This window comes from Nocardia asteroides (assembly GCF_900637185.1).
GTDB classification, from domain to species: domain Bacteria; phylum Actinomycetota; class Actinomycetes; order Mycobacteriales; family Mycobacteriaceae; genus Nocardia; species Nocardia asteroides.
In genome coordinates, this window is sequence record NZ_LR134352.1 from 4,043,962 (window position 1) to 4,056,342 (window position 12,381).

Here is a 12,381-nt window from a genome sequence, read left to right on the forward strand (position 1 = left end):
GAGGAGTGTGATGTTCGGCGTGAATACCGCGGCGACGGAATGGATTCGGGTGCTCAGGGCCGACCCGGCGGCGCGCACGCGACTGGTGTGTTTCCCGCCCGGCGGCGGCTCGGCCACCGCCTACCGCGCCCTCGCCCAGTACGTGGGGACCGGTGTCGAGGTCACCGCCGTGCAGTATCCGGGCAGGCAGGACCGCCTCGGCGACGCGGTGATCACCGACCTGCCCACCCTGGCCCAGGCGGTCGCCGCCGATCTGCTGCGCAGCCCGGGTGTCCCGCGAGTCCTGTTCGGGCACAGCATGGGAGCCACGGTGGCCTACGAGACCGCGCGGGCCCTCGCCGCCGCGGGCCAGGCCCCGGCCGCGCTGATCGTGTCCGGCCGCCCCGACCCGGCCTACGAGGAAACCGGACGTCTGCACCGCGACTCCGACGCCGCGCTCATCGACCACCTGGAACTTCTCGCCGCCGACCCGGTGCCGGTGCGCCTGCTGCGCACCGAGCCCGGACTCGCCGACCTGGTCCTGCCCGCGGTACGCGCCGACTATCAGGCGGTCGAGACCTACCGGCACCGGCCCGGCCCGGCGCTGACCTGCCCGGTCGCCGCCCTCGTCAGCACCGAGGACCCCACCACCACTCCCGCCCAGGCCGAGCGGTGGGCCACGGTGACCGACGGGCCGTTCACCCTGGCCACCTTCGCCGGCGGCCACTTCTACCTCGACGACCAGCCCGCCGCGGTCGCGCGGGAGATCACACGGCACCTGAACTGAGCCCACGGTGGCGCCGCTGGGTCAGGCGCGCGTAACCGATCCACGACACGAGCACCGTGATCGCGGCGGCCAGGCGCACCAGGCCCACGGCGCTGTCGGGATAGATCACCCCGGTCAGGTAGTGCTCGATGAAGCCGCTCTCGGGCAGTTCGGCGACCCCGGCCTGCCTGCGCGCCCAGTTCTCGGCGTAGGTCAGGGGGCAGTCGAAACCGATCAGGATGGTGCCGAAACCCCAGGACGCGGCCAGCAGATGCAGGCCGATCGTGCGCGGCCACCGCCACGCGAGGAACCCGCCGGCGACCACGTACGCGATGAACGCGACGTGGGTGACGGCGATGACATCGGCCAACACCCGGTACGGCACCCTTTCAGAATAGGGAGCCCGTCACCGATCGGAATCATGATCAACATTCCGGTTCGGCATCGCTTGGATCGCGCTACCAGGGGGAGGGCTGGTAGTCCTTGAGGAAGCAGCCGTACAGATCGACGCCGTTCTCGCCCTGCACGATCGGGTCGTAGACGCGCGCCGCCCCGTCGACCAGGTCGAGCGGTGCGTGGAAGCCCTCGTCGGCGAGGCGCACCTTCGTGTAGTGCGGGCGCTCGTCGGTGATCCAGCCGGTGTCGACCGCGGTCATCAGGATCGAGTCGGCCTCGAACATCTCCAGCGCGCTGGTGCGGGTCAGCATGTTCAGCGCGGCCTTGGCCATGTTCGTGTGCGGATGACCCGGACCCTTGTAGCCGCGGCTGAACTGGCCCTCCATCGCGGAGACGTTCACCACGTATTTGCGCCGGCCCGCCGCGGCGGCCATCACCGGCCGCAGCCGCGAGACCAGGATGAACGGCGCGACCGAGTTGCACAGCTGCACCTCGAGCAGCTCGGTGGCGTCGACCTCGCCGACGGTCTGTACCCAGCTGTTGGTGTGCGCGAGGTCCGGAACCAGCCCGCCGGCGTCGATCGCCACGCCCGCCGCGATCCGCTCCGGCGTGGCCGACCCGGCGACCAGTGCCAGTTCGGCGACATCGGCGGCCGACAGCGACGGCGTCAGCGAGGCCGTCAGCGCCGTCGGGTGGGCCTGCATGGTCTTGCCGAAGGTGACCATCTCCGGCAGCGCGCCCGCGGGCAGCGGCGCGGTCTCGGCGTCGACCAGGGCGCTGTAGGCGCCCACCGAGCGGCGCACGGTCTGGGCGGCGTTGTTGATCAGGATGTCGAGCGGGCCCTGCGCGGCGACGTCGTCGGCCAGCGCCACCACCTGGGCGGGGTCGCGCAGATCGATGCCGACGATGCGCAGCCGGTGCAGCCAGTCGGCGCTGTCCTCCATGGCGGCGAAGCGGCGGATCGCGTCGTTGGGGAAGCGGGTGGTGATGGTGGTGTGCGCGCCGTCGCGCAGCAGGCGCAGCGCGATGTACATGCCGATCTTGGCGCGGCCACCGGTCAGCAGGGCACGCTTGCCGGTGAGATCGGTACGGGCGTCCCGCTTGGCGTGGCTGGACGCGGCGCAATCCGGGCACAGCTGGTGGTAGAACGCGTCGACCTGGGTGTAGCGCTGTTTGCAGATGTAGCAGGGCCGCGCGCGCAGCAACGTCCCCGCGCTCGCGCCGGTGGTCGTGGAACTGATCTGGATGCCCGCGGTCTCGTCGTCGATGCGCTGCGGCGAGCCGGTCGCGGTGGCCGCGATCACGGCACGGTCGGCGTCGGCCACCTGCGCCCTGGCCTCGAGCCGGCGGCGCTGCTTGAGCTTCTTGAACATGTGGCCGACCGCACGCTGCACCGCGATCGAATCCGGATGTTCCTTCTCCAGCTGCCCGGCCTGCTCCAGTACCCGCAGACAGGTCGCCAGCTCGTCCGGGTCGATCATGTTCGCGGTCATCGGGGAGTGCGGCATTCCTTCGTGCGGGTGCAGGGGACGACACCTATTGTCGCATTGGCCGCTCGGCGGACCCGCTGGGTATCGTGGTGCACCGCTGTCGCAACCGCGCGGCGACCCACCGGACCCGACGGAGCAGCCCGATTTCCCCGCTCGACACCGACACCGCAGACGCGCCGCGCAGGCGCAGGCTCGAACCCGACGAGCGACGCGCGCAGATCCTGGCCTGTGCCATCGACATGTTCGGTGAGCGGCCCTACGCGGCGGTGTCCACCGCGGAACTGGCCCAGCGGGCCGGCGTCGCCCGCGGGCTGATCAACCACTACTTCGGCAACAAGCGCGACCTGTACCTGGCCGTGGTGCGGCGCATGGTGACGCTGCCGCGCCCGGAGAAGGTGGCCATCCCCGACGGCACCCCGAGCGAACGGGTCGACGCGATCGTCACCTGGCTGCTCGACACCATCGCCGAGCACGGGACCACCTGGGTGAAGGTGACCAGCCACGAGGGCGTCGGCGACGACCCCGAGGTGCAGCAGATCCTGGACCAGGCCGACGACGCCGCCGCCGAACGCATGCTGGTGATGATCGGCCGCGCCGATCTGGCAGACAGTGCGACTCCGCGCGCGATGGTGCTGGCCTACGCCGGGCTGGTCAAGGTGGCGGGCCGCGAATGGATCACCCGGGGAACCCTCACCCGGGCACAGGTGCATCGGCTGCTGGCCGACACCCTGCTCACGGTGATCACCGACACCATGCCGAGCGTGGAGCCCGCGACCGGGGGCTAGGAGTCGCTTCCGCGCCGTCGTCGTTCGGGGAGCGAGATCTCGCGGGCGCTGTAGCGCTGCGGACCCATATGGCCCGGCGCGTGCCCGCCGCGCCCGTAATCCCGCTCGATCCGCTGCTCGCGGTGATGCTCGAACACCAGCGCCGCCGCGCCGCCGACCAGCAACAGCGCGGTGGCCACCCCGGCGACCAGCGCCCAGCCGGTGTGCCCGGTACCGGCGGCGACCAGCGTGCAGGCCAGGCCCACCACGCCGGCCGCGCACGCGATGATGCCGGGAACGTTGTAGTCGTCGGCGAGCAGATCGCCCGCCTGGGCATGCCAGGGTGGCTGGTCTGCCGGAGTGGTGCTGCCGGACATGACGTCCTCCTCGCGAACTCGGGGTGCGCGCTGTGGTCCACCTGATGACCAGCATGGACCCGTAGCGGTCGCCCAGGCAAAGGTGTTTGCCGGTTCGTTACCCGTGTCCATGCCCCTGGATGAGGGGTCCCGGCGCAGGTGGGCGCATTTGTCGTTTGCACTGACCGACCGGTCTCGAGTCCCTATCCTCTTCGCGTAACCCGGCGTCGCAAGGTGTTCGTTTCGCGCCGGGGGGGATTGGAGAGGGACCCGGGGTTGATGGCACGGTACGACGAATGGGACGACGACCCCGAGGAGGATCGCGACGATCGGCGCTGGAACGGTCAGCGCTGGCCGCACGCCGCACCGGCCGACGGTGGGCAGAACACGGGCCGCGGTGACCACCCGCGGGTGAACCCGTACGCGATGGTGGCGCTGGCCGCCGCGCTGGTCTTGCTGTTCCCGATCGCGATCGTGTTCGGGCTGCTGTCGTTCGGGCATCCGCGCGGCCGCGGGATCGCGACGTTCGCGCTGCTGCTCGGCATCGCCGAGGTCGCGGTGGTGGCCACGGTGGCGATGGTGGTGTTCGGTGGGCTCGAGCTCGAGGTCCCGACGCTGGCCCAGACGACCACCACGGCCTCGGTCACGACGGTCGTGTCGTCGCACGGCGCGCCGACCGCGACGGGAACGGTGCCGGTGGTGGCCCCGGCGGGCACCGTGGTCGAGAAAGGCACGCCCTGCTCGGCGGACCGGGCCGGGCTGCTCGGCGTGGCTGCCGACGGTGCCACGTTGCTGTGCCTGCGGGCCGACGGGAACTACACCTGGTCGGGCCCGTTCAAGGTGTCCGGGTCGTACTACAGCGCCGGCGCGCGCTGCGATCCGGCCGTCGACAAGTCGGGTCGCACCTCCGACAACCGCGCACTGGTGTGCGAGGGCAAGGCGGGCGCGGCCACCTGGGTGCCCTGGACCGAATAGGGCGGTGCCGGTGACACCGTGCCCGGCACGGTGTCACCGGCGCGTCGGTCAGGCTCGCAGCAGTGCGGCGAAGTCGGCGGGCAGTTCCTCGTCGGCGAGCTCGCGCAGCTCCATCGGGCCGCCGCTGTAGGAGTCCTCGCCGATGATCATCAGATCCTCGTCGAAGGACCAGAAGATCACATTGCGCATCCGGATCAGGTAGTTCTTGTCGGCCTGGGCGAACTCGCCCGCCATCGGATGCTGCACCATCAGCGCGCCGGGCTGGATCATGGTCAGCCTGCCCTCGATGACGACGCAGTGGTCGTCGACGACCAATCGCTCGCAGAAGAACTCCAGCACATGGCCGTTGTGCTCGACGAGATTGCGGTAGTACTCGGTGACGCCCGCCCTGGTCTTCGGGCCGACATCGCCCGCGAGCTCCCAGAAGTGATAGTTCGTCGCCTCGCCGAGCGTGCCGACCAGGGTGTCCAGATCGCCGTCGCGTTCGGCGGCCGCGTGCACCCGCATGCGTTCGAGCATGGTGCGCTGGCGCGGGGACTCGGTGGCGGCGAGCCGCTCGGTGATGACGTCGACGAGGTGACTGCGGTTGAGCTCGATCACGGGATGTGCCTTTCCTGGAGGGTGATTCGGTCGAGGGGAGTCAGGGGAGCAGCGACCGGCGGCCGTGCGCGGTGAAGGCGTCGGCGCGGGCGGTCCGGTCGGCGACGGTGAAGGGCCGGTAACCCGTGCCGGTCGCGACGAGCAGCGGGTCGTCGGTGAGCCAGGCCTGGCGGCGCAGCGCCTGTTTGTCGAGCTTTCCGGTGCCGGTCAGCGGCAGGTCGTCGACGATGCGGATCAGTCGCGGCCGCCATTTGGTGCCGAGGTCGGGCTGGCTGTCGAGGAAGCGGTCCAGCTCGGCGGGATCGAGCGACCGGCCGGGCAGCAGCAGCAACGCGGCCATCACCTCGTCGCCGGTACGCGGATCGGGGACGCCGTAGACCACCGCGGTCGCCACCGCGGGATGGCGGGCCAGGATGCGTTCGATCGGCGCGGTGGTGAAGTTCTCGCTGTCGACGCGGATCCAGTCCGAACTGCGCCCGGCGAACCAGAAGTTGCCCTCGGCGTCGCGGTAGGCGAGATCGCCGGTCCAGTAGTCGCCGTCGCGGACCTTGTCCGCCATCGCGCCGGGATTGTTGTAGTAGCCCTCGAACCGGTCGCCCGCGCCACGCACGACGATCTCCCCGATCGCCGCGGCGGCATTCCGCAATCGGCCGTCGGGGCCGAATTCGGCGATAGGGCAAGGGCTTCCGTCGGGATCGACGATCTCCAGGCCCATCGCGGGGTCCGGCACGCCGAGCGCCCCCGGTGGCGTGGTCTCGGTCCGCAGGATCGTGCACACGCCTTCGGACGACCCGTACGACTCGACGATCCGGCACCCGAACCGTCGCTGGAACTCCTCGCGATCACGCGTGGAGGCCTCGGTGCCGAAACCGAACCGCAGCTGATTGTCGGCTTCGCCCGGCTGCTCGGGCTGGGCCAGGACATAGGACAGCGCGCGACCGACGTAGTTGAAGAAGGTGGCGCCGAAGCGCTGCACGTCGGGCCGGAATCCCGAGGCGGAGAACCGCGGCCGCATGGCATAGGTGCCGCCGACGGCCAGGATCGGCGCCCACGCCGCCATCAGGGCATTGCCGTGGAACAGCGGCATGGCGTTGTACGCGACGTCGTCGCGGGTGAGGCGGTGCACATTGAGCTGCCCGATGGCGGCGAGCCGCAGCGACGAGCACACCACCGCTTTCGGCGCTCCCGTCGAGCCGGAGGTGAACAGCAGCAGCAGCGTGTGTTCGAGGCCCGGCGGCGGCGCCGCGGTGTACGGGTCGCTCCCGGCGATCACGGTCCGGTACCGCTCACCCTCGACATCGATCACGTCGACATCCGGCAGCTCCAGACCGTCGAGCAGGCCGCGACGGTTCGCGCCGACGATCAGGGTCTGGCAGTCGGTGCCGCGGATGTCGGCGGCCAGCTCCGTGCCGCGCCGCGTGGGGTTGACCCCGACCACGGTGGCGCCACACAGTGCCGCCGCCGCGATGAGCAGCAGGTACTCCGGGTCGTTGTCCATCAGCACGCCGACGTGCCACGGTCCCGGCCTGCGCAGGGCCGTGAGTGCCCCGGCTCGCTGGGCCGCTTCGGCGACGAAGGTGCGCCAGGAATAGACATCGTCGCCGAACAGCAGGGCGGGATGGTCGTCGTCGGCGCGGGCCAGCAGGAGCTCGGCGACCGAGCTGGACGCGAAGGTGGGTGTCACGGGCGCTCCAGGTGAGGCGAATTACATTATGTTGTGACACGGAACATAAATACTCGCGCGGAGCGGCGCACCGGTTTTCGCGATAATGGCACGCACAGGATTTCGCGACGCAGACGCAGGAGGCACCCGACCGTGAGTGAGGCACCGCCCGCCGGGCGGCCGCGGGATGTCCGCATCGACGAGGCCGTGCTGGCCGCGGCTCGTGAGCTCGTGGCCGAGGTGGGCTACGCCGACCTGACCTTCCGCGCCATCGCCGAACGCGCGGGCACCTCGGTGCCCGCGATCCGGCGGCGCTGGGCCTCGAAGGCCCATTTGGTGCACGAGGCCGTCTATCCCGCCGACGCCGTCGCGGCGCCGACCGGCGCCGCCGATCTGCGCGCCGAGGTGCGCGCGGTGGTGGAACGCTGTCTCGCGATCGTCGGCTCACCGGCGGGACGGCGCGCCACACCCGCCCTGATGAGCGAGCTCATGGCCGATCACGCGCTCGAGGAGGAACTCAGCTCCCGGCTGCTCAGCGCGGGCTGGGACACCCTCGCCGCGCGGCTGGCCGAGGCTGCCGCCCGCGGCGAGGCCCGGCCCGACGTCGACCTCGGGCTGTTCATCGAGATGGTCTTCGGCACCACCCTGGTCGCGATCGTGTTGCGCGGCCGGGCCGCGGTCGACGACGCGTGGGTGGACGAGGTGGTGCGCAGTATCGTCGACGGTCTCGCCGCGCGCTGACTCAGTCGTCCTTCTTCGCCCGGCTCGGCTGCACTCGCGGCGGTTCGTTGGGCATCTTCGGGTACTGCGGCGGCCACGGTGCGTCCATCAGGCCCGTGGCCATGTCCCGCTCCGACATCGCCAGCAGCGGCTCGATCGACTGCGGGGTGCGACCTGCCCACGGGTCGCCCTGCGCGGCCAGCCGGGCCGGGACGGTGGCGAGGGTGAGCTCGTCGGGCACCACGGTCTCGAGGTCGGCCCAGGCGATCGGGGTGGAGACCTGTCCGCCCACCTTCGGGCGCACCGACCAGGCGCCGAACACGGTCTTGTGCGGCGCGTTCTGGTTGAAGTCGACGAACACCCGCGAACCGCGTTCCTCCTTCCACCACTGCGCGGTGATCCGGTCGGGATGCCTGCGTTCGAGTTCCCTGGCGAGCGCGACCGCGGCGGCCCGCACCTCGTAGCCGTCCCAGCGCGGCTCGAGCATCGCGTAGACGTGCAGTCCACGGGAGCCCGATGTCTTGATCCGGCACTCGATCCCGAGCTCGGAGAGCACGTCGCGGGTGAGCACGGCGGCATGGCGCAGATCGTCGAAACCGATACCGGGCGAGGGGTCGAGGTCGATCCGCAGCTCGTCGGCGATCCGCAGGTCCGGCACGTGGTTGGGCCACACATGGAAGCCCAGGCAGCCCTGGTTGACCGCCCACAGGATGTGCGCGAGGTCGTGGGCGACGAGGGCGTCGCTGGTGGTGCCGTTGGGAGTGGAGACCTCCACGGTGTGCAGCCAGTCCGGGGCCGTCTTGGGCACCCGCTTCTGGAACCACGACTTGCCCGAGGCGCCGTCGGGATAGCGTTCCAGCAGCAGTGGCCGCCCCCCGATCACCTCGAGCAGCGGTTCGGCGACGGACTGGTAGTAGCGGACCAGATCCAGTTTCGTCTCGCCGCGCTTGCTGAAATAGACCTTGTCCGGGTTGCTGATCGCCAGTGTCCGGCCGTCGACCTCGATGTCGACCGCGGCGCTCATCGCGCGCCGCCGAAGATCGCGTCGAGCTCGGCCGGAGCGACCTCGTCGAGCTGGGCGTAGGTGCACGACTCCGGGGTGCGGTCGGCGCGGAACCGGACCAGCCGGCCGCCGTGCCGGAACCGGCCCGACTGCACGTGTTCGTAGCGCACCTCGGCCACCAGCTCGGGCCGCAGCGGCTCCCAGGACAGGTCCTTGCCGCCGGTCCAGCGGCTCACCCCGCCGGGCATCTTGCCCTCGGCGTTGGCCTGGGCCACGGCGTCGGCCCAGTTCCGCCACGGATGGTCGGCCAGGGCGTTCTCGCGCAGCGGCGCCAGCTCGTCGAGCAGTTCCCGGCGCCGGACCGCGGTGAAGCTCGACGCGACCCCCACGTGGTGCAGGTGGCCCTCGTCGTCGAACAGCCCGAGCAGCAGCGAGCCGACCCCTTCGCCATCCTTGTGCAGGCGATATCCGGCCACCACGCAGTCGGCGGTGCGTTCGTGCTTGATCTTGAGCATCACCCGCTTGTCCTGCAGGTAGGGCAGGTCGTCGGCCTTGGCCATCACCCCGTCGAAACCTGCGCCCTCGAACCGGGTGAACCAGTCCTGGGCGACATCGGGATCCTGGGTGATGGGGGTGAGGTGGATCCGGCCGGGCGCCGCGTCGAGCAGCGACTCGAGTTCGCGCCTGCGCTCGGTGAACGGCGCGGTGGTCAGATCGCGATCACCCAGGGCGAGCAGATCGAAGGCGACGAAGCTGGCCGGTGTCTCGGCGGCGAGCTTGGTGACCCGCGAGGCCGCCGGATGCAGCCGCTGCTGCAGCGTGTCGAAATCCAGACCCTGATCGGTGACGACCACGATCTCCCCGTCGACCACGCAGCGCGGCGGCAGCGCCTCCTTCAGCAGGTCGGCCAGCTCGGGAAAGTATCGCGTGAGCGGACGGTCGTTGCGGGAGCCGAGTTCGATCTCGTCGCCGTCGCGGAACACGATGCAGCGGAACCCGTCCCATTTGGGTTCGTAGCTGAGCCCGGGTTCCCGGGGCAGCGACGGCGTCGACTTGGCCAGCATGGGGCGCACTGGCGGCAGCACCGGTAGATCCATCGATCCTCCTCGCGGGTGGTCTCACCCGTGTCGACGTCGCGAGCGCGCCCGATTCATCGGTGCGGCTTCGATCGTAGGGCGGCCCACCGACACCCGCGCGGACGTCGGGCCCGGCGGTGTCGCGCTCAGCTGTCGACGTGCACGTGCGGCCTGCGGGCCGGGTCGGGTTCGGCGCGCCGGATGATCTCCCTGGTCACCGGCGCGATCTCACCCGAGCCGAGGAACAGGAACTCCAGGAACCGGGCGATCGGATCGCCCTCGGTCCATTCGAAGTAGATGTGCGGTTCCAGCCCGGTCCGGTCGCGGACGGCGAACAGGATGGCCGCGATCGAATTGGGCACCGCGGCCGCCTGCACACCGAGCACGCGATGCTGCCCGACCTCGACCGCGGTGACCCGCAGATCGGTGCTGAACTCCGAGGCGTCGGCCACGTCCACCTCGAGGAACAGGACCGGGTCGGTGCGCGGAATGTGGCTCTCCCGGCGCTGCGCCGCTTCCTTCTCGGCGTACCGGTCGGGTGTCCGCTCGTGGACGTCGTGGGCGACGATCCGGATGACCCCGGTCGCGGCCGCCGCGTCGATCAACCGGGCGGCCGCCGCATCGAAACTCACCTCGATCGCCCGCAGTTCGAACGCCCGCCGTACCCGCGAGGCGAGCGAGACGCCGACGACGGCGAGGATGAACAGCGTCGCCAGGTGCACGCCTTCGGGCCGTTCGAAGACATTGGTGATCGTCGTGTACACGAACACCGCGGTGACCACCGCGAACCCGATTGCCTTGCGGCGCTCGCCCTTCCGGTGCGCCGACAGGGTCACGGCCGCGGCGGCGGAGGTGATCAGCACCAGCACGCCGGTGGCGTAGGCCGCGCCCTGGGCGTCGACGTCGGCATCGAAGTACCACGTGATGCCGAAGGCCACGACCGCGAAGACGAGCACCAGCGGCCGGGTGGCGCGCGCCCATTCCGGCGCCATGCCGTAGCGCGGCAGATACCGCGGCACCAGGTTGAGCAGCCCGGCCAGCGCGGAGGCGCCGGCGAACCAGAGGATGGCGATGGTGGCCACGTCGTAGACGGTGCCGAACCCGTTGCCGAGGTACTCGTGGGCCAGATAGGCCAGCGCCCGCCCGTTGGCCGCGCCGCCGGGCTCGAACGCCTGCTCCGGGATGAGGACCACGGTGATGAAGCTGGACACGAGCAGGAATCCGCTCATGATCAGCGCGGCGGTGGTGAGCAGCTTGCGCGCGCCGATGATCCGCCCGCGCGGATACTCCGGGGTGTCGCCCGGCTCGCCCTTGATCAGCGGCATCACCGCGACGCCGGTCTCGAAACCGGACAACCCGAGCGCGAGTTTCGGGAACACCAGCAGCGAGACGGCGATCATCATCCAGATGCTGCCGTGCTCGGTGGTCATGGCCTCGGTCCAGTCGATCACCCGGTGCTCGCTGGTGAACACGTGCCACAGCCCGACCGCGCCGACGATCGCGTTGAGCGACAGGTACACCCCCACCAGAACCACCGCGATCCCGATCGCCTCGCGAAACCCCTTGAGGAACACGGCGGCGAGCAATCCGAGCAGTAGGAGCGTGATGATCAGCCGGGAATCCTGCCAGGCCGCGGGCGCGAACGGGTTCTCGATGATGTGGGCGGCGCCGTCGGTGGCCGACAGGGTCATCGTGATGACGAAGTCGGTGCAGGCGAAGCCGAGCAGGATCAGGATGCAGAACTTGCCCGTCCAGCGGGGCAGGGCGTCGGCGAACATCGCCAGCGACCCACCGCCGTTCGGGCTCTCGCGCGCGACCCGGCGGTACACCGGCAGCGCGCCGAACAGGGTGAGCGACACCAGGACCAGGGTCGCCAGCGGGGAGAGCGCGCCCGCCGCGACGGCCGCGATGCCGGGCTGGTAGCCGAGGGTGGAGAAGTAGTCGACACCGGTCAGGCACATGACCCGCCACCAGGACCGCTGCTGCGGGTCGGCCTCGTCGACCTTGCGCAGCGGGCCGGGATGCCGGGCGTGCTGGGGATCCGCGGCGCCTTCCAGCAGCCAGGCGGTGAAGCGCGAGTACTCGGTGCCGGTCACCGGTGCTCCTCCAGCGGTCGGTCCGGCGCTGCCGGAGACGAATCACTCGGGAGTCTAGGTGGCGCGGCCGGTTTCGCCGCGCAGGCGCGAGGTCAGCTGTCGAGCCAGCCGTGTTCGTCGGCGAAATGGGCGAACCGGTCGCGGATGGTGACGATCTCGGCCGCGGTGAGCGCCGGCGACGCCTCGAGCAGCAATTCGGTGACCTGACGGCGCAGTTCCTCGGAGCTCAGCCGCTCGCCGCCGCCGTTGCGATCCTTGCGTGATTTCGGCGCGGGCGCCGAATGGCCGCCCACGGCCGTGAGGTTGACGGCCTTGGGGCCGCGATCACCCTCGGTGACGTCGAATTCGAACAACCGGCCCTGACGCAGCTCGTCCTCGTCGAGGCCGATGTCGTTGACATGAACGAAGACATCGGGCCCGCCGTCGTCGGGCCGGATGAATCCGAAACCCCGTGACCCGTCGAACGACACCAATTTCCCGATGGACACCGACCAGCT

At 70.6% G+C, this 12,381-nt stretch carries 13 protein-coding genes; 4 read left to right on the top strand and 9 right to left on the bottom strand.

Annotated features, from left to right (window positions below; translation table 11 throughout):
• Positions 1 to 10: 10 nt before the first annotated feature.
• Entirely contained in the window at positions 11 to 766 is a 756-nt protein-coding gene (locus tag EL493_RS18950; RefSeq protein WP_019046887.1) for a thioesterase II family protein, read from the top strand.
• Here EL493_RS18950 and EL493_RS18955 read toward each other — a convergent pair.
• Both EL493_RS18955 and EL493_RS18960 read right to left on the bottom strand, forming a co-directional pair.
• Entirely contained in the window at positions 747 to 1,130 is a 384-nt protein-coding gene (locus tag EL493_RS18955; RefSeq protein ID WP_019046888.1) for a DUF2784 domain-containing protein, read from the bottom strand. The genes EL493_RS18950 and EL493_RS18955 overlap by 20 nt on opposite strands.
• Positions 1,131 to 1,203: 73 nt before the next feature.
• A complete protein-coding gene (locus EL493_RS18960) occupies positions 1,204 to 2,634 on the bottom strand; it encodes an SDR family NAD(P)-dependent oxidoreductase (RefSeq protein WP_022566947.1) in 1,431 nt (476 codons plus the stop codon).
• 83 nt (positions 2,635 to 2,717) lie between these two features.
• On the opposite strand from EL493_RS18960, the gene EL493_RS18965 reads away from it, so the two are divergent.
• A complete protein-coding gene (locus EL493_RS18965) occupies positions 2,718 to 3,416 on the top strand; it encodes a TetR/AcrR family transcriptional regulator (RefSeq protein WP_019046890.1) in 699 nt (232 codons plus the stop codon).
• Here the strand turns inward: EL493_RS18965 and EL493_RS18970 are convergent.
• Entirely contained in the window at positions 3,413 to 3,772 is a 360-nt protein-coding gene (locus tag EL493_RS18970) for a hypothetical protein (protein ID WP_019046891.1), read from the bottom strand. The two genes, EL493_RS18965 and EL493_RS18970, sit on opposite strands and share 4 nt — an antisense overlap.
• A gap of 258 nt (positions 3,773 to 4,030) precedes the next feature.
• Between EL493_RS18970 and EL493_RS18975 the strand changes: the two genes are divergently transcribed.
• Positions 4,031 to 4,726, top strand: coding sequence for a hypothetical protein (locus EL493_RS18975; protein ID WP_022566946.1), 696 nt, complete (start codon positions 4,031 to 4,033; stop codon positions 4,724 to 4,726).
• A 48-nt stretch (positions 4,727 to 4,774) separates the two neighbouring features.
• Here EL493_RS18975 and EL493_RS18980 read toward each other — a convergent pair whose 3' ends face one another.
• Together EL493_RS18980 and EL493_RS18985 are read right to left on the bottom strand one after the other, a co-directional pair.
• The gene (locus EL493_RS18980) at positions 4,775 to 5,326 is read right to left on the bottom strand and encodes a hypothetical protein (protein ID WP_019046893.1); all 552 of its coding nucleotides are present in this window, start codon (positions 5,324 to 5,326) and stop codon (positions 4,775 to 4,777) included.
• A 40-nt stretch (positions 5,327 to 5,366) separates the two neighbouring features.
• On the bottom strand, positions 5,367 to 7,010 hold the full coding sequence (locus EL493_RS18985) for an AMP-binding protein (RefSeq protein ID WP_019046894.1): 1,644 nt from the start codon (positions 7,008 to 7,010) through the stop codon (positions 5,367 to 5,369).
• 132 nt (positions 7,011 to 7,142) lie between these two features.
• On the opposite strand from EL493_RS18985, the gene EL493_RS18990 reads away from it, so the two are divergent.
• On the top strand, positions 7,143 to 7,730 hold the full coding sequence (locus EL493_RS18990) for a TetR/AcrR family transcriptional regulator (RefSeq protein WP_022566945.1): 588 nt from the start codon (positions 7,143 to 7,145) through the stop codon (positions 7,728 to 7,730).
• Between the two features lies 1 nt (position 7,731).
• Here EL493_RS18990 and ligD read toward each other — a convergent pair whose 3' ends face one another.
• The 4 genes from ligD to EL493_RS19010 all read right to left on the bottom strand — a co-directional run bounded on the left by ligD (position 7,732) and on the right by EL493_RS19010 (position 12,354).
• Complete coding sequence (ligD, locus tag EL493_RS18995) at positions 7,732 to 8,733, bottom strand: non-homologous end-joining DNA ligase (RefSeq protein ID WP_019046896.1); 1,002 nt, start codon at positions 8,731 to 8,733, stop codon at positions 7,732 to 7,734.
• Positions 8,730 to 9,809, bottom strand: a complete 1,080-nt coding sequence (locus EL493_RS19000; protein ID WP_022566944.1) for an ATP-dependent DNA ligase — start codon at positions 9,807 to 9,809, stop codon at positions 8,730 to 8,732. The genes ligD and EL493_RS19000 overlap by 4 nt, the downstream gene beginning before the upstream one ends.
• 125 nt (positions 9,810 to 9,934) lie before the next feature.
• Positions 9,935 to 11,884: an APC family permease gene (locus EL493_RS19005; RefSeq protein WP_019046898.1), complete on the bottom strand. Its 1,950-nt coding sequence runs from the start codon at positions 11,882 to 11,884 to the stop codon at positions 9,935 to 9,937.
• A gap of 92 nt (positions 11,885 to 11,976) precedes the next feature.
• Positions 11,977 to 12,354 (bottom strand): cold-shock protein, encoded by a 378-nt coding sequence (locus tag EL493_RS19010; RefSeq protein ID WP_019046899.1) that lies wholly within the window; start codon positions 12,352 to 12,354, stop codon positions 11,977 to 11,979.
• Between the last annotated feature and the right edge of the window lie 27 nt (positions 12,355 to 12,381).

Coding starts and splice junctions, on each gene's coding strand:
- EL493_RS18950 (WP_019046887.1), top strand. CDS start 11: ATGTTCGGCGTGAATACCGCGGCGACGGAATGGATTCGGGTGCTCAGG.
- EL493_RS18975 (WP_022566946.1), top strand. CDS start 4,031: ATGGCACGGTACGACGAATGGGACGACGACCCCGAGGAGGATCGCGAC.
- EL493_RS18960 (WP_022566947.1), bottom strand. CDS start 2,634: ATGACCGCGAACATGATCGACCCGGACGAGCTGGCGACCTGTCTGCGG.
- ligD (WP_019046896.1), bottom strand. CDS start 8,733: ATGAGCGCCGCGGTCGACATCGAGGTCGACGGCCGGACACTGGCGATC.
- EL493_RS19000 (WP_022566944.1), bottom strand. CDS start 9,809: ATGGATCTACCGGTGCTGCCGCCAGTGCGCCCCATGCTGGCCAAGTCG.
- EL493_RS18970 (WP_019046891.1), bottom strand. CDS start 3,772: ATGTCCGGCAGCACCACTCCGGCAGACCAGCCACCCTGGCATGCCCAG.